Source organism: Streptomyces sp. NPDC057743 (assembly GCF_042798755.1).
In the GTDB taxonomy this organism is placed as follows: Bacteria; Actinomycetota; Actinomycetes; order Streptomycetales; family Streptomycetaceae; genus Streptomyces.
In genome coordinates, this window is sequence record NZ_JBHVJX010000015.1 from 93,138 (window position 1) to 115,438 (window position 22,301).

General features: G+C 68.5%; 20 protein-coding genes and 1 tRNA gene. 9 read left to right on the forward strand and 12 right to left on the reverse strand.

The genetic code is table 11. The features are described from left to right. Nucleotides 1-362: 362 nt before the first annotated feature. The 6 genes from kdsA to ACFVFQ_RS19065 all read right to left on the reverse strand — a co-directional run bounded on the left by kdsA (nt 363) and on the right by ACFVFQ_RS19065 (nt 8,016). Nucleotides 363-1,205, reverse strand: a complete 843-nt coding sequence (gene kdsA, locus ACFVFQ_RS19040; protein ID WP_383417059.1) for a 3-deoxy-8-phosphooctulonate synthase — start codon at nt 1,203-1,205, stop codon at nt 363-365. Next, nucleotides 1,202-1,939 (reverse strand): 3-deoxy-manno-octulosonate cytidylyltransferase, encoded by a 738-nt coding sequence (gene kdsB / locus ACFVFQ_RS19045; protein ID WP_383417064.1) that lies wholly within the window; start codon nt 1,937-1,939, stop codon nt 1,202-1,204. The genes kdsA and kdsB overlap by 4 nt, the downstream gene beginning before the upstream one ends. A gap of 267 nt (nt 1,940-2,206) precedes the next feature. Next, nucleotides 2,207-2,440, reverse strand: a complete 234-nt coding sequence (locus tag ACFVFQ_RS19050) for a hypothetical protein (protein ID WP_383417067.1) — start codon at nt 2,438-2,440, stop codon at nt 2,207-2,209. A 162-nt stretch (nt 2,441-2,602) separates the two neighbouring features. Further along, nucleotides 2,603-4,111 carry a SagB family peptide dehydrogenase gene (locus ACFVFQ_RS19055; RefSeq protein ID WP_383417074.1) on the reverse strand — a complete coding sequence of 503 codons (1,509 nt, stop codon included), beginning with the start codon at nt 4,109-4,111 and terminating at the stop codon, nt 2,603-2,605. Nucleotides 4,112-4,124: 13 nt separating this feature from the next. After that, nucleotides 4,125-6,116: a TOMM precursor leader peptide-binding protein gene (locus tag ACFVFQ_RS19060; RefSeq protein WP_383417077.1), complete on the reverse strand. Its 1,992-nt coding sequence runs from the start codon at nt 6,114-6,116 to the stop codon at nt 4,125-4,127. Then, nucleotides 6,109-8,016, reverse strand: a complete 1,908-nt coding sequence (locus ACFVFQ_RS19065; RefSeq protein WP_383417080.1) for a hypothetical protein — start codon at nt 8,014-8,016, stop codon at nt 6,109-6,111. Before ACFVFQ_RS19065 ends, ACFVFQ_RS19060 begins: the two co-directional genes overlap by 8 nt. A 471-nt stretch (nt 8,017-8,487) precedes the next feature. Here ACFVFQ_RS19065 and ACFVFQ_RS19070 point away from each other — a divergent pair, with 471 nt between their 5' ends. Continuing rightward, on the forward strand, nt 8,488-9,075 hold the full coding sequence (locus ACFVFQ_RS19070; protein ID WP_383417083.1) for a hypothetical protein: 588 nt from the start codon (nt 8,488-8,490) through the stop codon (nt 9,073-9,075). 187 nt (nt 9,076-9,262) lie between these two features. Next, a complete protein-coding gene (locus ACFVFQ_RS19075) occupies nt 9,263-9,859 on the forward strand; it encodes a hypothetical protein (protein ID WP_383417091.1) in 597 nt (198 codons plus the stop codon). Between the two features lie 259 nt (nt 9,860-10,118). Here the strand turns inward: ACFVFQ_RS19075 and ACFVFQ_RS19080 are convergent, their stop codons facing one another. Next, nucleotides 10,119-10,373 (reverse strand): hypothetical protein, encoded by a 255-nt coding sequence (locus ACFVFQ_RS19080; RefSeq protein WP_383417094.1) that lies wholly within the window; start codon nt 10,371-10,373, stop codon nt 10,119-10,121. Nucleotides 10,374-10,673: 300 nt separating this feature from the next. Here ACFVFQ_RS19080 and ACFVFQ_RS19085 point away from each other — a divergent pair, with 300 nt between their 5' ends. Both ACFVFQ_RS19085 and ACFVFQ_RS19090 read left to right on the forward strand, forming a co-directional pair. Then, nucleotides 10,674-11,105 carry a hypothetical protein gene (locus ACFVFQ_RS19085; protein WP_383417097.1) on the forward strand — a complete coding sequence of 144 codons (432 nt, stop codon included), beginning with the start codon at nt 10,674-10,676 and terminating at the stop codon, nt 11,103-11,105. Between the two features lie 834 nt (nt 11,106-11,939). Further along, on the forward strand, nt 11,940-12,248 hold the full coding sequence (locus ACFVFQ_RS19090; RefSeq protein ID WP_383417100.1) for a hypothetical protein: 309 nt from the start codon (nt 11,940-11,942) through the stop codon (nt 12,246-12,248). A 900-nt stretch (nt 12,249-13,148) separates the two neighbouring features. On the opposite strand, the gene ACFVFQ_RS19095 is transcribed toward ACFVFQ_RS19090, so the two are convergent. From ACFVFQ_RS19095 to ACFVFQ_RS19110, 4 genes are all read right to left on the reverse strand, one after another. Beyond that, on the reverse strand, nt 13,149-13,934 hold the full coding sequence (locus ACFVFQ_RS19095; protein WP_383417103.1) for a hypothetical protein: 786 nt from the start codon (nt 13,932-13,934) through the stop codon (nt 13,149-13,151). Nucleotides 13,935-13,965: 31 nt separating this feature from the next. Further along, a complete protein-coding gene (locus ACFVFQ_RS19100; protein ID WP_383417106.1) occupies nt 13,966-14,613 on the reverse strand; it encodes a hypothetical protein in 648 nt (215 codons plus the stop codon). A 114-nt stretch (nt 14,614-14,727) separates the two neighbouring features. Next, on the reverse strand, nt 14,728-15,069 hold the full coding sequence (locus ACFVFQ_RS19105) for a hypothetical protein (RefSeq protein ID WP_383417109.1): 342 nt from the start codon (nt 15,067-15,069) through the stop codon (nt 14,728-14,730). A gap of 519 nt (nt 15,070-15,588) precedes the next feature. After that, the gene (locus tag ACFVFQ_RS19110; RefSeq protein WP_383417112.1) at nt 15,589-16,131 is read right to left on the reverse strand and encodes a hypothetical protein; all 543 of its coding nucleotides are present in this window, start codon (nt 16,129-16,131) and stop codon (nt 15,589-15,591) included. Nucleotides 16,132-17,302: 1,171 nt separating this feature from the next. On the opposite strand from ACFVFQ_RS19110, the gene ACFVFQ_RS19115 reads away from it, so the two are divergent. From ACFVFQ_RS19115 to ACFVFQ_RS19125, 3 genes are all read left to right on the forward strand, one after another. After that, nucleotides 17,303-17,959, forward strand: a complete 657-nt coding sequence (locus ACFVFQ_RS19115; RefSeq protein ID WP_383417117.1) for a recombinase family protein — start codon at nt 17,303-17,305, stop codon at nt 17,957-17,959. Beyond that, the gene (locus ACFVFQ_RS19120; protein WP_383417389.1) at nt 17,956-18,090 is read left to right on the forward strand and encodes a recombinase family protein; all 135 of its coding nucleotides are present in this window, start codon (nt 17,956-17,958) and stop codon (nt 18,088-18,090) included. Before ACFVFQ_RS19115 ends, ACFVFQ_RS19120 begins: the two co-directional genes overlap by 4 nt. A gap of 66 nt (nt 18,091-18,156) precedes the next feature. Continuing rightward, the gene (locus tag ACFVFQ_RS19125; protein ID WP_383417123.1) at nt 18,157-18,879 is read left to right on the forward strand and encodes a hypothetical protein; all 723 of its coding nucleotides are present in this window, start codon (nt 18,157-18,159) and stop codon (nt 18,877-18,879) included. On the opposite strand, the gene ACFVFQ_RS19130 is transcribed toward ACFVFQ_RS19125, so the two are convergent. Continuing rightward, a tRNA-Leu gene (locus ACFVFQ_RS19130) sits at nt 18,844-18,928 on the reverse strand. The two genes, ACFVFQ_RS19125 and ACFVFQ_RS19130, sit on opposite strands and share 36 nt — an antisense overlap. A 387-nt stretch (nt 18,929-19,315) precedes the next feature. Here ACFVFQ_RS19130 and ACFVFQ_RS19135 point away from each other — a divergent pair. Both ACFVFQ_RS19135 and frc read left to right on the forward strand, forming a co-directional pair. Further along, entirely contained in the window at nt 19,316-21,052 is a 1,737-nt protein-coding gene (locus tag ACFVFQ_RS19135) for a thiamine pyrophosphate-binding protein (RefSeq protein WP_383417125.1), read from the forward strand. 13 nt (nt 21,053-21,065) lie between these two features. Beyond that, nucleotides 21,066-22,295, forward strand: a complete 1,230-nt coding sequence (frc, locus tag ACFVFQ_RS19140) for a formyl-CoA transferase (protein ID WP_383417128.1) — start codon at nt 21,066-21,068, stop codon at nt 22,293-22,295. The last annotated feature ends 6 nt before the right edge of the window (nt 22,296-22,301 follow it).

The following is a 22,301-nucleotide window of genomic DNA, read 5'->3' on the forward strand; positions in this document are numbered from 1 at the left end:
CCCCGCCCACCCCACCAGGACCCTCCTCACAAACACCCAACTACCCGACCACCAAACTGCGTTGACCACCCATCTCTCCTTGACCAACCGCCCCATCCGGGCCTCCGCAGCACCCGAAGAATCGGAGATGTTGGGCGAGGAACTGTTGGGCGAGGCGCTGTTGGGCGAGGAGCCCACCATGTCGGGTCCGGTGCGGGCGAAGGTGGCCTCGGGGCGCGAACGATCGGGTGGTTCAGGGCGCGGGCGCAGCGGCCGTTGGTCAGCCGGCGGGGGCGGGGCTCGCTCGCCGTCCCGTTCGTCATGTACGGCCAGGCACTCCCGAGGGTGGCCCGTAGCGGGCGGCGGAGCTCCCCGGGAGTGGCCTATGCCTTGACCAGGTCGTCGATTTCCTTGATGTGGCGCAGGAGGGCGGGAAGGTCGGCGGTTGCGGTGGCGCAGGGGCCGTCGCAGGGGGCCTGGTCGGGGTTGGGGTGGGCCTCGATGAACAGGCCGGCCAGGCCGAGGGCGGTGCCGGCCCGGGCCAGGTGGGGGGCGAACTGGCCGCGGCCGCCCGCCGACTCTCCGAGGGCGCCGGGGAGTTGCAGGGCGTGGGTGACGTCCAGGGTCACCGGTGGGCCGAACTCGCGCATACGGGCCAGGCCCACCATGTCCACGACCAGGTGGTGGTAGCCGAAGGCGGTGCCCCGCTCGCACAGCACCACGCCGGCAGCTCCCGCCCGGGCGCACTTGTCGGCGACCGTCCGCATGTCCTCCGGCGCCATCATCTGCATCTTCTTCAGGTGCAGCGGACGCCCGGTGGCCGCGGCCGCGTGGATCAGGTCGGTCTGGCGCACCAGGAAGGCGGGGATCTGGAGCAGATCGACGACCTCGGCGGCCGGCGCGCACTGCTCGGCGGTGTGCACGTCGGTGACGAGGGGGACGTCCAGTTCCCGTTTGACGCGGGCGAGCATGGCCAGGCCGTCGTCGAAGCCGGGTCCGCGGAAGCTGCGTGCCGAGGAACGGTTGGCCTTGTCGAACGACGCCTTGAAGACGTAGGGCAGGCCGAGCCGATCCGCGCTGGTGCGGAACGCTTCGCCGACGCGCAACGCGGTGTCGAGGTCCTCCAGGACGTTGACTCCGCCGAGGATGACCGCGGGGCGGTCGTTGCCCAACTCGATGCCGGCGACCGAGCACCGCCGCAGTGCGTCCAGGCCGCCGCCCGTCATGGCCGGCTCCACAGGGCGGCCTCGGCAGCCGTGAGGTCGTCGGGGGTGTTGATGCTGACGGGAGCCCGCAGCGCCTGAACCACCCTGATCGGGAGGCCCAGTTCGAGGAAGCGCAGTTGTTCCAGCCCCTCGGCGCGTTCCAGGATGCCGGGCAGTGCGGCGGCGATGCGGGCCAGTGCGGTGGGGGCGAAGCCGTAGATGCCCAGGTGTTTGGCGGCCCGCCGGCTGCCGGCCAACTCCTCGAAGCGGATGCCTGGTTGCTGGTACGGGACGGGGGCGCGGGAGAAGTACAGGGCGCGGTCGTCCTGGTCGGTCAGCACGGTGACCTGGTGCGGGTCCGTCGCGTCCGCCGCGGCCAGTGGCCCCGCCGCCGTCGTCACGGGATGTCCGGCCTGCACCGTGGCGATCACCCGGTCGATGACGTCCGGGTCGATGAAGGGTTCGTCCCCTTGGAGGTTGACGACGCAGTCGTCGTCCCAGGCCGCCGCCACCGCGGCGACGCGGTCGGTCCCGGTGGCGAACGCGTCCGCGGACAGCGCCACTTCCGCGCCGAAGGACTGGCACACCGTGGCGATCCGTTCGCTGTCGGTGGCCACCACGACCCGCGTGGCCCGTCGCGCGCGGGTGGCCGCCTCGTAGGTCCACCGCACGACCGGCCGTCCGCCGAGCAGTGCGGTGGCCTTGCCGGGAAAGCGGGTTGAGCCGGCCCGGGCCGGGATCACGATCGCGGTCATGCCCTCTCCCAAACAGTGGGGTGCCACATCGCGGTCAACTCCACTGGGTGGTCCTTGGGTTCGGGCCGCCGCATCAGTCTCCTACGGCCCTGCCCCCTCGGACTGGTACCGGCACCAGTCAAGAGCCGCCGCGCCGCGGCGCAAAGTCGGTGCGACGAGAAACATCCCTCCCCACAAGTGGCGTTTCCCATACGGAGCGATCTTCGCCCCGGTTCGCAGCCGCTTGGCCGGGACGCGGCGGTGCCGCGCCCCGGCTGTGCACGGCGACTACGCCTTGTCGGTGGAGTCCGGCGCGACGCTGCAGGCACAGTTGCAGTTACAGCTGCAGTTACAGTTACAGCTGCAGTTACAGCTGCAGTTGCAGACGCACTCGTTGCAGTTGAATGCCTTGTTGAGCTCGGTGATGCCGTGTCCGCTCGTGTTGGGCGAGTCGGTCGGGATCACCTGGAAGCCTTCCACCGCCAGGTCGTTGAGGTCGAGGGCGATTGCTGTGTTACTCATGGTGCTGTTTCCTTTCTGGGTTGACTGAGCCCGCCCGGTCGGGTGGGCTCCATTCAGGAAGTCGACTGGTTCGCCTGCGGGAGGTGGGTGAACCGCTGGCCGCCCCGCGGTGGTTCGCGTGGTCGGGATGCGTGCGGGTGGCGAGGGACTGGCTCGCCGGTGTCAGGGCGTGGCTGGGTCCGCGTCGCGCAGGCAACCGGGCCTGGGTTTACCCAATGCGAGGAAGGAGAGGCTGCGTTGCCGCGTTCCGGCGAGGCCGAGGGCGGCGTCGGTGGTGTCGTTGGTCCCGTCGGAGTGGATGCGCGCGGTGAGGCCGAGGGCCGTTGCGGCGAGCGTGGCACGGTGCAGGAGGAGCCCGGCTTCGACCTGCTGCACCCGGTACCAGCGGTCCCCGAAGGCGTCGATGCCTGCGAGCGGGTCTCCCGCCGGGATCAGCACCGCCGCGCACTCGGCGAGTGCGGGTCGGGTGTTCGGCTGGAGCGGTCCGCGTGCCACCAGACCCGGGGCGTCGGCATCGCCGGTGCGGAACAGGGCGTGCGTGCCGGCGTCGTACCAGTAAGCGCCCGGTGGGATACCGGCCACCCGTCGGACGAGGAGGTAAGGGGTCACGGTGACTGGCGTGCGGTGGGTACCCGGGAGGTCGCCCAGATAGCCGGCGGTCGCGGCGGCCAGCACGGTGGCGAGGGCGGCCAGGTGTGTGTGCGCCGGGAGGAAGCCGTTGGGCGGCGACGCCCGGTGTGCCATTCCTTCGGAGAGTTGGCGGGGTTGTGGCCTTGGCAGCGGCACCGGGGGGTGCCTGGCCTGCGTCGGCCGGGCGGGTAAGCGGACGGTGGCCGGCCTGCCCGTCGGCTTGCCGGCTGCTTGGTGCAGGGCGGTCAGGTGCGGGAGCAGCTTGCCGGCCGGTGTCGGTTGCGGCACCGCTTGGGCGGCGGGGCGGGCCAACAGGTCGGTGTAGGAGGGGAGTTCCGAGGGGGTGTCATGCCGGCTGTGGGGCGCGAGGGAGAGGATCGCGAGCGCGCCCTCGCCGACGCCGTCCAGGCCGAGCAAGCCTTCCGTCTTCTGCTGGGCGAATCGGAGGTGGACGGTCAACGCGCGGTCGAGTGCCTCGGCCAGGGCGAGGGCCTGGGCGGTCAGGACCCCGGTCTCCTGGCAGTGCAGGCGGTAGGCGAAGTCGCCGTACTTGAAGCCGTTGCGCCAGAAGACGGCCGACAGCACCAGCAGGAGTTCCGGTAACCGCGCCGGCCGTTGGGCCAGCAGTCTGGTGAGCGCGGCACGGTGGTCGCCGGGGCGGACCCGGTCAAGACAGTGATGGGCGGCGTCGTAGTGGTACAGGCCGGCGGTGGGACCGGCGGTCGCGAGGTATGCCTCGATCGGGTAGAGAGCGCCGCCGGAGGGGGCCGGGCGCCCGAGGCGGACCTCGGGCGGCCCTACGGTCGGCTGCCCGGCCTGGTCCGTGGGGTGGCCCCAGTAGGCGCGGGTGAGGCCGAGCAGGTCCCGCGGCAGCCGGCTGAGCGGTTCGGACGACTGCCAGGGCAGGACGATCCGGCCCTCCGGCGGGTAGCGCTTGTAGGTCGGCGGCGCAGCGGACCAGTCGACCGGTCTGGAGCGGCGGTCCCGCAGGGCTTGCAGATAGCGGTGGGTGGCATCCCCGACCGCGGCGGTCTCGGTCATGGAAACCTCCAGGTCACGGGAACGGGTGCGGGAACGGGTTGATGTCCTCGGCCGGAAGGTCGGCGTCCCGGTACCCGAGCAGGCGGGGCACGGTGGACAGCCGCGGCAGCCCGTGGCTGCGCCGGTAGCGGTGGCCAAAGGTCATCGACAGGGTGCCCGGCACGATCACCTTGGCGGAGGCGAAGCCGCCCGCCCGCTGCTCGGGCGAGGTGGTGTCGACGGCGATGACATCCAGCCCGCAGGCGAGGTAACGGCTGACCAACTCGCCGAGGTCGTCCGAGAGATCGTGGTGCTGCGGCCAGGCCCAGAGGCCGGCGAAGTCGGACAGTGGGCGTGCCGGACCGTCGGTGGCGAGGAAGGCCAGGCGTGGCTGTGCGGCCGGCAGTCCGTACAGCAGCGCGTGGTCGTCCATCTCCCGGACCAGGTCGGACGTGTGGAACAGGTCCTCGGCGCGCTGGGCGTCGTAGCGTCCCGTCAGCGAGGCCACGCCCGCAACGAGCTCGTGCAGGGCGCCGAGCAGGGCGCGTTCGGGATGGAGGTGGGCGGCGGCCGCGCAGTAGAGCCGGGGACGATCCGGCCCGCTGTCGGGGTCGACCGCCATCAGCCAGAACGCGGGGACCCGCTGTTCCACGGTCGTCGCGAAGGCGAACGCCTGGTAACCGTGCTGCTGGCGCAGCAGCTCGACCGCCAGCGGGATGCGCGGATCGTGTGCCGAGGCCAGATCGATCCGTGGGACGGGCAGTTGCGCGTACCACGTCATCAGGAAGGCGTCTCGCTCGGCGATCTCCAGCAGGCCGTACAGGATCGCCTCCGGCAAACTGGAGCCCAGTGCGCAGCCGTTGGAGCACTCGTAGGTGAAGCCGGGGTCGGTCCTGGGCCGGTGGCCGTAGTAGGCGTAGGTGGCGGGCACGAGCACGGGCGCGCCGCGGCTGAAGGAGTACCCCCAGACCCAGGAGGTCCCGCGGCCCACGTCGAACCGGGCGAAGCGGAAGCCGGGTTGGTCGTACCAGTCGTCCGGGTACAGCCCGAGCGTGCGCGGATCGAGGGCCTGGTCCGCGATGTCGGCGTACGCGGCTCGGACGGTGAGGCGCCGTCCGCGCGGGTGCGGACCGGCCATGCGCTCCAGGGCCTCGGTCAGCGCCGTCAGCCGAGCGGAGCGGAAGTCGCGGGTGCGGCCGTAGCCGTGGTTGCTGTCGTGGGCGGCACGGGCGGGGCTCAGCCTGGCCACCGCAGTGGGGCTGCCGTGTGCCGAGCTGCTGTCGATCGACGCGACGACCCCGGTTTCGGCGTCCACGTAGAGCCGCAGCAACTCCTCCTCGCGATCAAGGAGTTGGCAGGTGCGGAAGGTGTTTGGGCGGGGCTTGGGCAGGCGGTGCGCGCGGATCACCGCGGCATCGGCCGTGTCCGGGGGCAGGTGGCCGCAGTCCGGGCACAGCGGGTCGGGCAGCAGGGGGTGCCGGCTGACCGCAGCACTGGTCAGGCAGAGCCGCAGCAAGGCGCCGTTGGTGCGCGCGGTGGACGGGTCGCGCAGCAGCCGGTCGAGTTCGTCCGCCACCACGGTGGCGACGGTGTGCGCGGTCAGCGGCGTCACAAGGGCGCTCGGGCGGCCGGCGGGCGTTGCGCCGTGCTCGGTGCGCAACAGCTCCCGGGCCTTTCCGTCGGGCCGGTTGGCGCCGCGGCGGCGCTCGGCGCAGGTAGGGCAGCCCTGGGCGCTGGGCCGCACGGACGGGCCGATCAACACCCACGGCCCATCGACGCGCACGGGAAGCCAGGCAGTCGCGTGCTCGGCCACGGCGCGCCGCACGGCGGGGTAGGCGGAGGTGTCGTCGGCGTCGCCGAGCACCGCGACGGCCGCGCACCCGGCCGCATCCTCCGGCTCGACGAGCCGGCAGCGCGCGCCGAGGGCATCGGCGAGGGCGGTGTGCAGGAGCCCCGATCCGACCAGGCCGATGGGCGGTGCGGCGACGGTGGTCAACGAGGCCCGGGGCGCCGGCAGTTCAGTCATCGCAGAGCACCACCTGAACGACATACGGCAGGAGTTCGGCCACCTGCCCGTCCCCGCCCAGTGGCACGGCGACCGGCGTGCGCCCGACCCGTCGCAACGCCTCGGCCAGTGTGCGACAGCGGGGATCATCGAGGGGAGAGCCGGGCTGCGGATCGGTGAGCCCGACCGGCCAGCGGCACACCAACGGCTCACCGAGCGCTTGACCCTCGGTACGGATTTGCCAGGCGAGCAGGGTCCGTTCCAAGCCGTCGCGTACCGCCTCGGCGGCACTCGCGGCGCAGGTCGTCACCATGGTGCGGCCGCCGGACCGGAACCCGAACCCGGGGATGCCCAAGGCGCCGCCGAGGTCCGTGATCTCCACCGACTGCCCGGCCGCCTCCAGCAACCGCAGCAATTGCCGGGCCGGTTCATCGTCGACCTCGCGCACCAGGGCGGCCGCATCGAGCGGCTCGGCGCCCGCCCGTTCGGCGAGCAGCGCTTCGCAGTGGGCGCGCAGCCCCGCGGCGACCGCGTCGCTCCAGGACAGCCCGGCAGCCGCCCCGACCGCCGCCCGGTACGGCACCCTGGTGTCGGCGCGCGGCGCGGGCACGGCTCGCGGCTGACCGGAGAGCAGGTCGGTCCCCCAGGTGCTGCCCTCGGCAACGGTCAGCGTTCCGTACGTGGTCAGCGCGGACAGCAGCGCGCGAAGCCACGCGGTGGAGCGGTCCCGCCCCCAGCCCATGACGCTCGGCGCCGGGGACCAGGCGGGCAGCAGGCCCAGCGGGTCGGACAGCGTGGCCCGGCAGACCGACAGCGGCACCTGGGTCAGCTCCTGTTCGTCGATGCTGCCCAGCACGCCGGTCCGCGCATCGATGAACGAGCCCGCCTGCTCCAGGAGTTGGTCACGGGCGAGGACGGCGCCGGCGGCCAACTCGACGAGCCGCTGCGGACCGTCGGCCGGTCTGGGCCTGAAGGGGCGCACGGGGTGCGTGCGGGTGGCGAGCGTGCGCAGGTCAATCCGGGTGAGCACCGGAGGCCGCGGGCCCTCCTCGGGGCGGGGAAGCGCGTCCAGCCCGGTCAGATACGAGAAACAGGACAGCGCCACATGGGACGCGACGATGGCCGGTGTCGGGCCGGTCAGCCAGTCAACCTCCGCGGTGGGCTCGGGGTCCACGAAGCGCTGAGCGGTCAGGCGCCGCCAGCAGGACCTGGCCTCGACCACCTCCGGGCGGCCCACGAGAGTCAGCCAAACCTCCGAACTCCCCAGCAGCACCTGGCCCGTGGCCGTACGGCAGTCTTCCGACGCCGCCATCAGCTCGGCAGCCGAGAATCCGACGTGCAGCGCCACATCAGCTCTGCGCCCGGACTCGCCCCGCACCCCGCAGCGCACCTCCTGCCCCCCATCCCGGCGCGCCCGCTCGGCCGTCCGCCGCAACTCCGCTAACTCCCCCTCCGGAGCGACCACTTGGACATCCCGCCAGCCCGAGCGAAGCCCGGCCTCCAACAGCGCGCTCAACACAACACCGGAACCGGGCAAACCATGCAGCACGATCCGGGCCTCACGCAGGCGCTGGAAGCGCCGCTCGGCCGAGTCGGTCGCGTACCGGATGAACGCGATCTCGGCGGCATAGGTCTGCTGCTCCTCGGCGCTCAGCGAGTGCGGCTCGTCCTGCCGGGCATCGACCAGCAGTCGGTGCTCCGAGAGCGTGCGCACCAACTCCTCGACCATCCCGCGCTTGTCCGGCTGCAGCCCGCCGACAAGGTCCGCCAACTCGTGCTCGCCCGTCAGATACGGAGCCAGTCTGGAGAGCCATTCGTAGGCGTTCTGGCCTTTGATGATGCAGCGCCCGCCGTCCCCTTGGAGGAAGACGCCGTCCGGGCTCTGCACATACCGCACATCATCGCGCAACCGTGGACGCATTAGCAGATCTCCACTCACAACTGCCCAGTGCTACAAAGAAGTAGGCCAGAAGGGGGGAATCGGATGCTAGTGGCGCCGGCGAACCTTACACGAATGGGCTACCGGCGCCGCGTTGAAACCCGTCGACAGACGAGAGGTGACGCGCGACAGGCCCCACCACGGAGAGCGGCAGAGGCTTCCACCGTACTGCGACGGCGAGTTGAGGAAAGCGGCCGCTGGGGGGAGCTGAACCCTACGCACCTGCCGGTGACGCGTGTGACCGCTGCAGCTGGCGTAATCCCGCACGACCGACGCGCGTCCGTTGCATGCCACGCAGCAAGGCCATGGACACGGCCACCGCGCCGCCGGCCGCGCCCCGCATCGCCGGCGCGTAACGGATCGACCGCAGCTACCCCACGGACTACGTGACCCCCAGCCACCGCTACGCCTACGTGCGAAGGACGCTGGGGCAGGGCGAATAGTCTGTGTAACGTGCCGACCTCCCTCTACCACGTACGCAAGACCTCGCTCGGTCTCAAGCGCAAGTACCGGATCTCCGCCGACGACGGGAACGGGAAACCGGGCGAGCCGCTCGGTTACGCCGAGAAGCAGCTGAAGATGTCCGACGAGCTGGACATCTACGGTGACGAGCAGCGCAGCGAGAAGCTGGTGACCGTCCGGGAAAGCTCAAAAGGCTGGCTCGCCGCCCTGACCGGCTACGAGGCATTCGACCACGAGGGCCAGCTGCTCGGCTCGTTCGGGGTGTTGCCGAAGAAGTCGATTGACCGCACGACGTGGGAGTTCGAGCAGCCCGGCCTCGGCAGGTGCACCGGTACCGAACGCAGCATCACCATTGCGAGGGCCCGGCGACTGCTGACGCTCTTCGACACGGCCGGAGAGATCGCCGGGGCCTTGGTGAAATACCACTTCGACTTCGTGCAGGATGGTGAGCTGGTATTCAGCATCGACAAGCCCAAGGTGTTCGACGACTGGTACCGCCTGACCGTCCACGAGGACGCCGTCGACCGGAAGTTGCTCTTCGCGCTGGCCGTGACGATGGAGTCCCGGCAACGAGGCTAAGCCCGTGTGGGGCCACAGAGACGGTCCCAAGCGACCGACCGCCTGCGAGCTGTGGGAGCGGGAAGCCATGCCTCTGCGGCCGCCGGCAACCGCAGGCTGGAGCAGTCCCTTGCCTGGAAAGGGCCCTCCTACTGACACTGGCCCCATGACGACAGCGAGTAGGGAACCTCTGCCGGGGGGTCTCGTTTTGGCCGTACCGGATAGCCGGTCAGGCCCTCCCCCACTGCGCTTCGAGCGGATCACACCGTCCCAGTGGGTTCTCCGGCAGGACGAACGACGGCTGATCCAGGCCCGCTCGGAGGGCGACGGCTGCTGCCGCGACCTCCACCTGCACCGCCTACCCGGCCACCGCTCCCCACTACCGCCCCTGTCCTCCGCCGCGATGCGGGCCAAGCCCAACTGGCCCTACCGCTACGCGCGGTGGCTGGAGGAAACCCGCTACGGCCCACTGCACCAGGGACGTTGGCGGCTGACCCCTCGCACCACGTTCGCTCCGGGTATCTGGGATGGCGACCTCGTCCACGACTGGCCGGACGCCACCCTCGAACCGCTCTGCGGCGGAGGTTGGCACGGCATCCTGCCGCTACGCCCGCTGTCGGCACCGCACGCCCCGCGCGTGAAGGCGTACCGCAAGCACGCCCGCGAGGGCACCCTCGCCCCCGTCCTGCTGTGGACAACTGGCCGCGGACCCGCACGCTGCACGCCACCGGCAGGCGCTGAACCGGGGCTTCGCCGACGCAATCTCCACCCTGCCCTACGAGGCAGACGCCACTGCCGTATTTGAGCGCTCCCATGGCTGACACGACATTGTGGTCGTCGTTTTCGCGCTCTTGGCCTTCGCCACACGGCTGCCAACTCAGAACGCCCGTCAACTCGCCGCCCCCACGGGTGAGTTCAGCAATGGAATCGTGCGCCAGAGAGCGTTTCCAAGAAGTGTGGGGTGCGCGATTCGCTCAAGCTGATCGCGCGAGTGCCCCAGGAACAACGCTGGGCGACGTGGTCAGCACGTTGTTCATTGCGCCGCCCCGGTACGGCTTCACCGGTCAGACGAAGTAGAGGCGTTCGAGTTCGTCACTGTCGGCGGACCTGGTGTACAAAGTGCCGCCTTCTTGGGTTACGCGCTCCAGGTAGGCGTAGATCTGCAGGGCCCGGTTGATGGTGTCGGTCTTTGTGTCGCCGGTGAGCTTGACGGCCTGGTTGAGCGCGGCGTTCGCCTTCGGGGCGAGGTTGACGGTGATACGAGCCGGGCCGGCACTCTGCCACTCTTCGGCAGCGACCCCCTTGCGCATGGTGGACATGCCGACTTCCCCTTCACTCGATCCGTCAGCGGCCCGACGCGATGCGAGCCTCCACGCACTCACGATGCCAGGCCACACACGCACTGTCAAGCAATCGTATGGACGAAACGCATACGATGCATGCAGAGGGCGCACTTCTCGTGTGAGTCTTGCCCGACTTCTGTCGCCATCACGTTGGAGCTGAGTAACAGTCACGTAAGGGCGCAGAAAGTCTCGTTGATGCCCATTACACGAGGCCGCTACCGTCAAGGCGTGAGCGGTTTACCTGATGGAGGACAGCTGAGGGGAGAACGGGGAGAAATGGCCATCAAAGACCTCGACCTCAGCCTGGAAGAACCCAGCAACCGCGCGGACGCGGCCGTACTCAAGGAAAGCACCGGACTGACCTTCAAGTGGGAACTCGGCCCCGCCAAAATGGAGGTCGCCACCGACGAAACCCAGACGATGTCCCCCTCCGCGATCAGCATCGCCATGCTGCTGTTATCCGCCGGAAGCAGCATCCCAGCCGTCGTCCTCGCCCTGACCAACCAGATCCTCCACGCCCCCGCCGTACTGATCGCCACCGGCTCCATCGCACTGTTCCTGGTGGTCTTCACCACCGGCACCCTGCTGATCCTGCGAGGCGCAGCAATCGGAAAAACCCCGCACGCCCGTACCCCGGAAAGCCTCCCGGGCCCACCCCTCAAACGCACGCGCCCTAGCAGGCTCCGCTCTCGTCAACGCACTCCATAACATCCTTGCTGACACCAGCAGTTCACGCACCTGCCTGGCATTGGTTGAGCCCAATGCCTGTTCCCGGCGCGCGAACAGCCATGTAGTCGACGGCGACCTGGCAGGCGAACAACGCATTGCGGTACGGCAGAGGCTGCAACCGCACCAGGGTGTCCAGCAAGCGCCGCGGCGCACCAGGCGGCGCCGACCAGGAAGCGGTCGCACGACTGAGGTCCGCCATGACGGACCTGGGGAGGCGCTGACCGTGGTCCCGTACGCGGAACTGACCAGCGCCCACCCCCAGAAGTGGTGCCTGGTGGAACGGGCTGAGCGAGAAGCAGCAGTACGACCTGACGCGGGCCGAGCCGGTCAGGCTCGCGCAACTCGACGGAATACCCGAGAACGTCAAACGCGAAATACGGGGCACGGACGGGAAGTTCGACCGAGTCAAGATGCCGGGTCAAGATGGTGCAGTACGCACTGGACAACTGAAACAAGGACGCCCCGGTCCAGTTCGACAACAACTGCACCAGCTTCGTCTCCCAGACGCTCGACCACGCCGGCATACAGAAGAAGCTCGACCCGTGGGACGGCGCCCGCGGCGACGACACCTGGGGTCACGAGAGCGGCATCGGCATCGACCGATGGGACACCACCATGTACTACTCCAAGTCCTGGGCCGATGCCGAGAACCAGCAGAACATCCGCATCGTCCGCCCACACCCGGATTGGCACTGACAGACAGCCATGCCCCAGACCCTCACCCAGCCCGCTCCGCGACGGCGGCCAGTCCGAGCGCTTGCGGTACCCCTGCTTTCACTGACCGCCATCGGCTGTCTGATCACCACGCTCGCGTTGTCCACCGCCCATATCCACCACCAGTCGGCCGCCTGCCGCTACATGCCGGTGCCGTGGACACACTTCGCCTTCGCCTACGGCGCGTTGCTCGCGGCTCTCGCCGCACTCCTCGTCCACCTGACGCTTTCCCGCACTGCGCAACGCGAGGGGCTCCCGCCGGCTTCCGGCTGGCAGAGCTGGCTCCCGACGCTCTTCGTCGTCATCGCCGGCCTGATGGTTCCCCTGACGGCGGTGGTCGTCGCGCTGACCCACAAAGACGCCGCCGAAACAGCCACGCATCTCGGACAGCCACTGTGCGAGGGGTAGAGAGTGCATTCCCTCTGCGACGCACTTGCGCCCTCGCCCCGGCGCGTGGGAATCGGCAACTCGGCGCGGCACAGGCGCTTCCGGACACACCCGCGCCAGCTCGTCAACGCCTGCAGCGAATGCGACTGCATGCCGTCCGCTCGGCCTGTCGAACTGCCCGCCACCCACTGCGTCGAACGTGCTGTGAGCGGCGCCCTGTCAGCGTTGTGGCGCATCCGGCTGCTTAGAGTAGCTGGGGTAGTCGACGTACAACCGCCAGCTGAGGGGCTTGTTTTCGTTGCATGGTCCGCCGAATACGCCAAGAACACCGCACTCGACCACACCCTGACCGGTTACCTGCGGCAGGCCGCACTCCTGCCGGCACTCGATGCATGGATCGCCCGCGTCTTCGCGCCCGGCCATCCGGGACGCGCGCTCCAAGCCATGTGCGAGAGCCGGCAGCAATCGCCAACCGACCCCGCCCTGGAAGCGGTGCGGACCGACTGCAAGCAGCAGCTCCCGAAGACGAGGCCCGCTCTATGCCAACTTCGGCCTTGAGCTGGAGTACGACGCAATTCAGCGGGCTGCGACCGTATGGCCACAACCCGCTGACATGTGCGTATTCGCGTGTCCGAGGGGCGAGTTGGACCAATTCCCCACGGATCACGCCGCTCAGCGCCGAATTGAAACTGGCAGTTTTTTAGTCACATTCTGGAACCCTTGACAGGGGCCGCAAGAAACGAGGTCAGGTCGTGCCGCGTCGTCGGGAAGGACGGCGGCGAAGATTCCGTCTGGGACATGGAGCGCGAACCACGCCCACGTCGGGGCACTCAAGCGCCACCATCGCCACATCATTCACTGCCGCCGGCTCACTCTCGCATCGATGGGCGGGGAATCGGACGCGGTGTGCGTGAAGACTCTCTAGTTTATAAGGACTTCTCCCTTTTTAGACACCTTGTAGTAGTCGGTGACCGGCAATTCCAGTTTGAACACCATGCCGTACTGTTCGCGTATGTCAGCCACCGTCTTCTGCGTCGGTTCGCGCAGGCACCGTGTGACTGGCGGATCGCTCTCCATGCACGGGCTCAGCTCTTGCACCAGCCGCCTCTTGCTGCTGCGTACGGTGTCCCATGACAGGGTCTGCGAGGGGTTGAACACCTGGGCCGGCTCCTGCGTTTCCGGGCCCGTGGGATTCGGGCCGTGGCCGCGGTAGTAGCCGACGAGGCGCCTGCGGTAGGAGTCGTGGTTGAACGGGATGGTGTCCCCGGGAGCGTCGTCGGAGGAGTAGTGGTCACCGGCGGTGAAGATGCCGTCCAGGACATCTCCGATGCGGTGGGGGTCGGCGCCGTAATAGGCGGTGAGGCGCAGGGCGCAGCGGATCTTGTACTGGTCTTTTCCGTCCTGGAAGAACCACTGTTTGGCTTCGCCGCCTGAGCAGATGTCGTCCACGGTGATCAGGGCCAGGGTGAGGGGGGTTTTCTTGCCGTAGGCGTCTGCAATGGATCGCAGGTGTTTCTCTGCCTTGTGCCGGGATTCTTCGGCCTGCTTGCTTCCTGCGAGTCTGCGTATCTCTTTGGGGCTGGTGGCGCGGTTTTGGGAGGAGCAGGCGGTTAGGGCGAAGACGAGGAGGACGGAGAGGAGTCCGAAGAGACGTTTGCCTGCGTTGCGTAAGGCGGTTGCGGCGTTCTTTGTCTGCTTCGTGGTCATGCGGCCATTGTGGCAATGCAGTCTGTGGCGCTTATCCATTCATGCCGCGGAAGGCCGTGAAGGCGGCGGTGTGGGTGGCGGGGTTGCAGGTGGGGTCGAAGGAGGCGAGGGAGGCGGTGAATGGCAGCTTCGTCACCGCACCGGTCTTGACGGTGACTATGGCGGCGAAGGCACCGCCCTGCATCAGGTCTGGCTTGTTGGTGAACGTGCGGGGTGCATACACGGCTGCGACGTGATCGGCGTCCATGGCGCACTGGTTGCCGATCCACGAGTCCGCGGGCATGCCCGGCTCAGACAGAGTGGCGGCGGTCTTCCACTCGTACGCCTTGGAACTGTCGGCGACGAGGATCTTCAGACCGTCGACGTCAGCCGCTGCGGTGACGACCCGGTCAGGGGACGTGTTCCACCCTTTGCCGAGTTTCTTGTCCGGGTCTGTGACCCGGGTTGGTGGTGGTGTCGGCTGAGCAGATGGTGTGGGCGACGGTTGCGGTTTGGTGTCGGCGAACGCCGGTGTGGCGGAGGCCGGTATGAGCCCGGTCAGGAGCACCGTGGCCGCCAGGCTCGCAACCGGGACGCGGGCCTGGCGGACTGGTCTGGGCACTCTTAACAACGTTTTCCCTTCTAGGGTCTCGTAGTCCTGCTTGCGCTCACTCGCGTTGTTCTTGACGAGGTCGTTCACGTCGGACTGGACCAGGCGGGCCTCGGCGTGGATCTCGTCGGCGGGCGTAAGCGCAGCGCCAGTTACGGCAGCGGACCGGTGTCGATCCCGCGGAAACGGACGGGTTACGCAATGTCAGCTGCGCATTTCCCGCCGCGAGATGCGCTCGATGGTGATCTGGGGGTGCTGGGGTACTGGCTTGCCGGGGTCGCTGACGGTGGGTTCGACCGGCCATGAGCCACCCGGATAGACCCCGACGACGTCGGTGTCGACGTGCACGGTCACGTCAAAGCCGCCCGGCCCCTGCACCCGTATGTCGACCTTGTAGAACGCCCGCTGAGAGCCGCTGTTCTTGATCTCCACAGGAACGGTCAGACCCGTTCCCGCACGGGCGGGGAGGTAGACCGTCACATCCCCTTTGACGACCGCGCGCTGCTGGAAGTTCTTGTCGTCCGCCCCCGAACGCCCGGGGCGCACGGGATCACCACTGGGGGCGCTCGCAGCCCGTTCGGCATCAGCCCGCGCGCCGGCATCCCGGTCCCACACATTCCTCGGGCTGGGGCCGGCCACGGGCGCAGCCGGAGACGCGGCCGGCGAATGGGCCGTCGACGCAGACGCCGAGGGCACCGGGGTGGCGATGGTCGCCATAGCGCGCGGGCTGCTCGACGGTGCAGCCGTCGGGTGGCTGCTGCACCCCACCGCCAGTGCGCCCGCAGCCAGCGTCACGATCGCCAGCGCCGCGGTCCTGGCCCTATCGGGTATGCGACGGCGCGTATGAGGTGAGCCAATTACAGAAGACGGCATGTCGGCCTGGCCTTTGTTGGGTCGTCGGTTCTCGACGAGCACGGAACACTCACCGGGCGTGCTGGTGTGCCTGCAAGCAGACACACCAGCACCTGTGTCACGCGGGCAGACTACCGATCGCGCCTCCCGCCATACCTTGGCGTGCTTCGCTAACTCCCGCTGTTCCAACCAGAGTTAGTCAGTCCGCGCTGGTCAGTCGCACGGGGTTGCGTAATCCACCCGGTTGATCAGGTAGGAGCCCGAGCCGGCGGAGTTCTTCATGAGCGCGGTCACCTTGGAGCAGAAAACGTAGTCCCCCCTGATCCGAACAGGGCCGGCGTACTGGGAGAAGGTGCCCTCATCCACGCTGCAACGTGGGTTGACCTGGTTCTCGCAGAGTTGGAGCTTCATGTACTTGGACGAGCCCATGTTGTTGTCGAAAATCGCGCAGGCGGCCGTGTTGTCGCTGTTGTTGTAGAGGAAGAGAGTTCCCCGCCGATTGCTCGCATCTGGCAGGCGCTGGGCCACCCACAGCGTATATTCCGAGCCGCACAGGTAGCCCGCGTACTGGGCGGCCTTCGGCTCGGCTGCGGCAACCGCGCGGGTCTTCTTGCTCGCCTTGGGCGAGATCGCCACACCCGCCACGTCGCCGGGCCCGTCGGTCGCCGAGGCTTGCGGCGCAGTGATCCCGAGCGTGGCCACAGCGGCCACGACGGCAAGCCCACGAAGCGCGGCGGTCTTGCTGATGATGGACATACGTCCCCCCTTGAAGCTCTGCTGCTCATGCAATGGGCACGCATGGCCACCTGCCCGTTCAGCCGGACGGAAGGGCCTGGCCGTCGGCGGAAACACCGCTCAACGCCTGGTACCCCGTGCAGAGATGGAAGCGCGACACTCCCAACGACCGTCGCGGCTTGCCCCCGATGCCCCGTTACATGCCCACGGCCTGGTCGGATGACCGAAGGCGGACTAGACCATAGGCCCGAAGGTGGTGCAGGGCACGTGGTTAACGGGCCAGTGACCGAAAAGCTGCTCCTTCAACTCGTAGACAGACTTGGCCTGTTGTGTCCGCTGACCTGTCCCGTAGCCACCGATTGGGTCACGTGGAGGCATTTACTCCTCTTTGTAGGGTTGGCTCATTTCATTTCCGTAAGGTTCATGTATTGCAGCCTGCCAGTGGTACAGCAAGGAGCCTGCGCCGATTGCGGACTTGAGGTGATCGGGCCGGTAGCCGAGTCGCCGACGCCGCCGCAGGCAATGTCTCGGAACACGGCTTCACGTTGTGGCCCGCTGGTCGCCGCACGAAGGTCGACACGGAGGCAGAACTACCGCGTGTGTCTGTACGGACTGACGGCGCGTACGACTTCCCGCCCGGAACCCACCGACCGGCCTCACCAGGGCGCCGCCAGTGCGGGCGTGACGGCTGACCCGCGACCTGCAGCCAGCGGGAAAACCAAGTTCGGCGGGTCGGCCTTCCTCCGCTCGCACGGAGAACGCGACGCTCTTCGTGACCTGCGCCGAACCACCGCCCGCTGAGCACGCTGGCATCCGCGTAGCTGTGAAGCCAGGCGGACACGATGCGACGTGGTGAGCTGCGGAAGGACGCGCCTCTCCTGCACCTCGGACTTGTAGTGGACCTCTTCCCCGATATGGCAGAGGAACTCCAGGCCCTTTTGTCGACGGATACCGCTGAGCCTGCCACAAGCCCCGTACAGAACGCCTACAACAACACCAACAGCCAGGTGGTGCAGGCTCTCGGCAGCATCGACGCCGGTGCTGGAGGCATCAACTACGGAGTCGCCCCCCCCGTCGCCCGGAGGCATGATCCGGACACCGAACCGTGACCGGCAACCAACCTCCTCTCCCATGGCTCCTCCCCACCCCCACGTCCGCAATCGCCACCGGCGACTCACCTTTGCGAACGACGTTGACGTTCGCGTTCTACGGGCGGGTGTCCACCGAAGACCACCAGGACGCCGAAGCCTCTCGCCAGTGGCAACTCGGGCGCGCCCAAAGCCTGATCGAGCCGGCCGGAGGAACGATCGCGGCCGAGTACTTCGACATCGGCGCGACCCGGGCCTTGCCGTGGAAGCGTCGTCCGCACGCAGCGGACCTGCTCGCCGCGCTCGCTCATCCGCAGCGCGGTTTCGACGCAGTGGTGATCGGAGAACCGCAGCGGGCCTTCTACGGCGCCCAGTTCGGCAACACCTTCCCCCTCTTCACCCACTACGGCGTCCCGTTGTGGGTCCCGGAGGTCGGTGGTCCCATCGACGCGGACAACGAGACCCACGACCTGATCATGTCCGTCTTCGGCGGCATGTCCAAAGGTGAACGCAACCGCATCAAGGTCCGCGTCCACGCCGCCATGGCCGCCCAAGCCCTCACCGAAGGCCGCTACCTCGGCGGCCGCCCCCCGTACGGATACCGGCTGCGCGACCTGGGCCCGCACCCCAACCCGGCCAAGGCGGCCGACGGCAAACGTCTCTACGGTCTCGACCCCGATCCCGCCACCGCCCCCGTCGTCGTCCGCATCTTCACCGAGTACCTGCGCGGCCTGGGTGTCTTCGCCATCGCCGAGGACTGACCCGCGACGGCAACCCCAGTCCCTCCGCCCACGACCGGGCCCGCAACCCCCACCGCGATGCCCGTGCCTGGGCCAAGAGCGCCGTACGCGCCATCCTGACCAACCCTCGCTACACCGGCCGCCAAATCTGAAACAGGCAAAGCAAGTTCGAAGCACTCCTCGACATCGAAGACGTCTCCCTCGGCTACACCACCGCGATGCGCTGGAACACCCAGGACAAATGGATCATCTCCAAGAAAATCGTCCACACCCCGCTGATCGACGACGGCACCTTCACCCACACCCAACAGCTACTGCATCGCCGCGCTCACACTGGTGCCGCCCACCCCGTCCACCACCCCCGCAACGTCTACCTCCGAGAGAAGTGGATCACCCAACCGCTCGACGACTGGCTCACCACCGTGTTCCAGCCCCACCGCCTCGACGACACCATCGACCTCATGGCCGCAGCCGCCCAGCCCGAAAGCCACCCCAGCTCCACCGCTGCCGAAACCGCCCGCGCCGTGATCACCGACTGCGACGCCAAGCTCGCCACCCACCGCGCCGCCCTCGAAGCCGGCGCCGACCCCACCGTCATCACCCAGTGGATCGCCGAAACCCAAGCCACCCACACCCGCGCCGAAGCCGACCTACGCACCGCCACCCACGATGCCCACGACCATCGCATGACCCGCGACGAGATCGCCTGCCTTGTCCGCTCCCTCAGCGAACTCGCCACCGTCATTCGCCAAGCCGACCCCCGACGACAACTACCACCAACTCAGCCTCCAGCTCACCTACACCCCCGGCCACCAGACCATCCACGCCGAGATCGCCCCCACGCCGCACGCCCCCAACAACGACAAATCCCCACGGTTTCAGAGAAACCGTGGGGATTTGGTCTGTGTCCGAGGGGGGACTTGAACCCCCACGCCCGATAAAGGGCACTAGCACCTCAAGCTAGCGCGTCTGCCATTCCGCCACCCGGACTTAGGTGATCTTCGCGGGGCGTTCCCCGCGGCGACATGGATAACAATACCAAGGTTTCGGAGTGCCTTTCACCTGCGTATCCCTGTCGGGCATAAGGCTCGGTTATGGGTAGGTGGCGACCGCGGGTCGCCGGCCAGATGGCTTGATCGTGGCGTTGCCCCCTGGACAACCGGGGGGCGGTGAGGGATAACGGGTCCATACAGTATTTGTCGACTGGCGACTGTATACAGTCTTCAGTCGGCGGATGGAGGTGGCTCCTGCGGCGACCTCGAGGCGCTTCGGTATGCGAGGCGCTTCGGTTGGTGGCTCTCGGGGCTCGGTGACCTGGTTCGGCGGCTGTGGATGTGCGGCTACCGCGCCCGGAAAGATCGGAAGGAAGTGACGCAGATGACTCAGGGCAAGGGCCAGCAGGGCGAGGGGCAGGAAGGCAAGCAGGGCGTCGGTCGGGGGGACGGCCGGGCCGGGGTCTCCGGGGGGCACCTGGTGGCCAAGGCACTCAAGGCCGAGGGGGTGGAGGTGATCTACACGCTCTGTGGGGGGCACATCATCGACATCTACGACGGGTGCGTCGATGAGGGCATCGAGGTGGTGGACGTCCGGCATGAGCAGGTGGCGGCGCATGCGGCGGACGGGTACGCGCGGCTCACGGGGCGGCCGGGGTGTGCGGTGGTCACCGCGGGGCCCGGGACCACGGATGCGGTGACCGGGGTCGCCAACGCCTTTCGGGCCGAGTCGCCGATGTTGCTGATCGGCGGCCAAGGGGCGCGTACGCAGCACAAGATGGGGTCGCTCCAGGACCTGCCGCACGTCGAGATGATGACGCCGATCACCAAGTTCGCGGCCACCGTGCCGGACACCGCGCGGGCCGCGGACATGGTCTCGATGGCGTTTCGGGAGTGCTTCCACGGTGCGCCCGGGCCGTCGTTCCTGGAGATCCCGCGCGATGTGCTGGACGCCGAGGTGCCGGCCGAGGAGGCGCGGGTTCCGCGGGCCGGGCACTACCGGGCCTCGACCCGTTCGCCCGGCGACCCCGAGGACGTGCAGCGGCTGGCCGATCTGCTGGTGCGGGCGGAGAGGCCGGCGATCCTGCTGGGCAGCCAGGTGTGGACGACGCGCGGGACCGATGCCGCGGTGGAGCTCGTCCGGGCGCTGGACGTCCCGGCGTACATGAACGGGGCGGGGCGGGGGACGCTGCCGCCCGGCGATCCGCACCACTTCCAGCTGTCGCGGCGGTACGCGTTCGCCGGCGCGGACCTGATCGTCATCGTGGGGACGCCGTTCGACTTCCGGATGGGGTACGGCAAGCGGTTGTCGCCGGATGCCACGGTGGTGCAGATCGATCTGGATTACCGGACGGTGGGGCGGAACCGCGACGTCGATCTGGGGATTGTCGGGGATGCGGGCCTGGTGCTGAAGGCGGTCACCGAGGCGACGTCCGGGCGGATCAACGGGGGTGCCGCCAAGCGCAAGGAGTGGTTGGACGAGCTGCGCGCCGCCGAACAGGCCGCGCTGGCAAAGCGGTTGCCGCAGCTGCGGTCGGACGCCTGCCCCATCCACCCCTATCGACTGGTGAGCGAGATCAATGACTTCCTGACGGAGGATTCGATCTACATCGGGGACGGCGGGGACATCGTCACCTTTTCCGGGCAGGTCGTGCAGCCCAAGTCGCCGGGGCACTGGATGGATCCGGGGCCGCTCGGAACGCTCGGCGTCGGCATCCCCTTCGTGCTGGCCGCCAAGCAGGCCCGGCCGGACAAGGAGGTGGTCGCGCTCTTCGGGGACGGCGCGTTCAGCCTGACGGGGTGGGACTTCGAGACGCTGGTCCGCTACGACCTGCCGTTCGTCGGCGTCATCGGCAACAACTCGTCGATGAACCAGATCCGTTACGGGCAGCGGGCGAAGTACGGCGCGAAGCGGGAGCGGGTCGGCAACACGCTCGGGGACGTCCGCTACGACGAGTTCGCGCGGATGCTGGGCGGCTACGGCGAGGAGGTCCGGGACCCGGCGGACATCGCGCCGGCGCTGCGGCGGGCCCGGGAGTCGGGCAAGCCCTCGCTGATCAACGTGTGGATCGATCCGGACGCGTACGCCCCCGGAACGATGAACCAGACGATGTACAAGTAGGAGGGAGTCGGCCATGTCCAAGGCACTCGACGGCATCCGCGTCCTCGATATGACGCATGTTCAATCCGGGCCCTCCGCAACGCAGTTGCTGGCGTGGCTCGGGGCCGATGTGGTCAAGCTGGAGGCGGTGACCGGAGACATCACGCGGCGTCAGTTGCGGGACGTCCCGGACGCCGACTCGCTCTACTTCACCATGCTCAACTGCAACAAGCGCAGCATCACCCTGAACACCAAGACCGAGCGCGGCAAGGAACTGCTGACCGAGTTGATCCGGCGCAGCGATGTGCTGGTGGAGAACTTCGGCCCGGGCGCGGTCGATCGGATGGGTTTCCCCTGGGAGCGCATCCAGGAGATCAACCCGCGGATCGTCTACGCCAGCATCAAGGGGTTCGGCGAGGGCCCGTACACCGGCTACAAGGCGTACGAGGTGGTGGCCCAGGCAATGGGCGGGTCGATGGCGACGACCGGCTTCGAGGAGGGGCCGCCGCTGGCGACCGGGGCGCAGATCGGCGACTCCGGCACCGGGGTGCACTGCGTCGCGGGCATCCTGGCAGCGCTCTTCCAGCGCACCCGCACCGGCCGCGGCCAGCGGGTCAACGTCGCCATGCAGCACGCGGTGCTCAACCTGTGCCGGGTCAAGCTGCGGGACCAACAGCGCCTGGCGCACGGCCCGTTGACGGAGTATCCGAACGAGGACTTCGGCGACGAGGTGCCGCGCAGCGGCAACGCCAGCGGTGGCGGGCAGCCGGGGTGGGCGGTGCGGTGCGCGCCGGGCGGGCCCAACGACTACGTCTATGTGATCGTGCAGCCGGTCGGTTGGCAGCCGATCACCGAGCTGATCGGGCGGCCGGAGCTGGCCGGGGACCCGGACTGGGCGACGCCGGAGGCGCGGCTGCCGAAGCTGTCGAAGATGTTCCAACTGATCGAGGAGTGGAGCAGCACGCTCCCCAAGTGGGAGGTGTTGGCGCAGCTCACCGCCCACGACATCCCCTGCGGGCCGATCCTGTCGACCAAGGAGATCATCGAGGACGCCTCGCTGGCCGAGAACGGGATGGTGGTGCGGGTCGAGCACCCACAGCGCGGCGCCTTCACCACCGTCGGCTCGCCGCTGAAGCTGTCCGACTCCCCCGTCGACGTGCACCGCTCGCCACTGCTCGGCGAGCACAACGCCGAGGTGTACGGCGAGGAACTGGGCCTGGACGGACCGGAATTGGCGCGGCTGAAGGCGGCGGGAGTGATCTGATGATAC

What these genes read in the sequence shown, in the direction of transcription:
- kdsA (WP_383417059.1), bottom strand. Translation starts at nt 1,205, where the DNA reads ATGACGGGCGGCGGCCTGGACGCACTGCGGCGGTGCTCGGTCGCCGGC.
- kdsB (WP_383417064.1), bottom strand. Translation starts at nt 1,939, where the DNA reads ATGACCGCGATCGTGATCCCGGCCCGGGCCGGCTCAACCCGCTTTCCC.
- ACFVFQ_RS19050 (WP_383417067.1), bottom strand. Translation starts at nt 2,440, where the DNA reads ATGAGTAACACAGCAATCGCCCTCGACCTCAACGACCTGGCGGTGGAA.
- ACFVFQ_RS19055 (WP_383417074.1), bottom strand. Translation starts at nt 4,111, where the DNA reads ATGACCGAGACCGCCGCGGTCGGGGATGCCACCCACCGCTATCTGCAA.
- ACFVFQ_RS19060 (WP_383417077.1), bottom strand. Translation starts at nt 6,116, where the DNA reads ATGACTGAACTGCCGGCGCCCCGGGCCTCGTTGACCACCGTCGCCGCA.
- ACFVFQ_RS19065 (WP_383417080.1), bottom strand. Translation starts at nt 8,016, where the DNA reads ATGCGTCCACGGTTGCGCGATGATGTGCGGTATGTGCAGAGCCCGGAC.
- ACFVFQ_RS19080 (WP_383417094.1), bottom strand. Translation starts at nt 10,373, where the DNA reads ATGTCCACCATGCGCAAGGGGGTCGCTGCCGAAGAGTGGCAGAGTGCC.
- ACFVFQ_RS19085 (WP_383417097.1), top strand. Translation starts at nt 10,674, where the DNA reads ATGGCCATCAAAGACCTCGACCTCAGCCTGGAAGAACCCAGCAACCGC.
- ACFVFQ_RS19095 (WP_383417103.1), bottom strand. Translation starts at nt 13,934, where the DNA reads ATGACCACGAAGCAGACAAAGAACGCCGCAACCGCCTTACGCAACGCA.
- ACFVFQ_RS19110 (WP_383417112.1), bottom strand. Translation starts at nt 16,131, where the DNA reads ATGTCCATCATCAGCAAGACCGCCGCGCTTCGTGGGCTTGCCGTCGTG.
- ACFVFQ_RS19125 (WP_383417123.1), top strand. Translation starts at nt 18,157, where the DNA reads ATGCGCTGGAACACCCAGGACAAATGGATCATCTCCAAGAAAATCGTC.
- ACFVFQ_RS19135 (WP_383417125.1), top strand. Translation starts at nt 19,316, where the DNA reads ATGACTCAGGGCAAGGGCCAGCAGGGCGAGGGGCAGGAAGGCAAGCAG.
- frc (WP_383417128.1), top strand. Translation starts at nt 21,066, where the DNA reads ATGTCCAAGGCACTCGACGGCATCCGCGTCCTCGATATGACGCATGTT.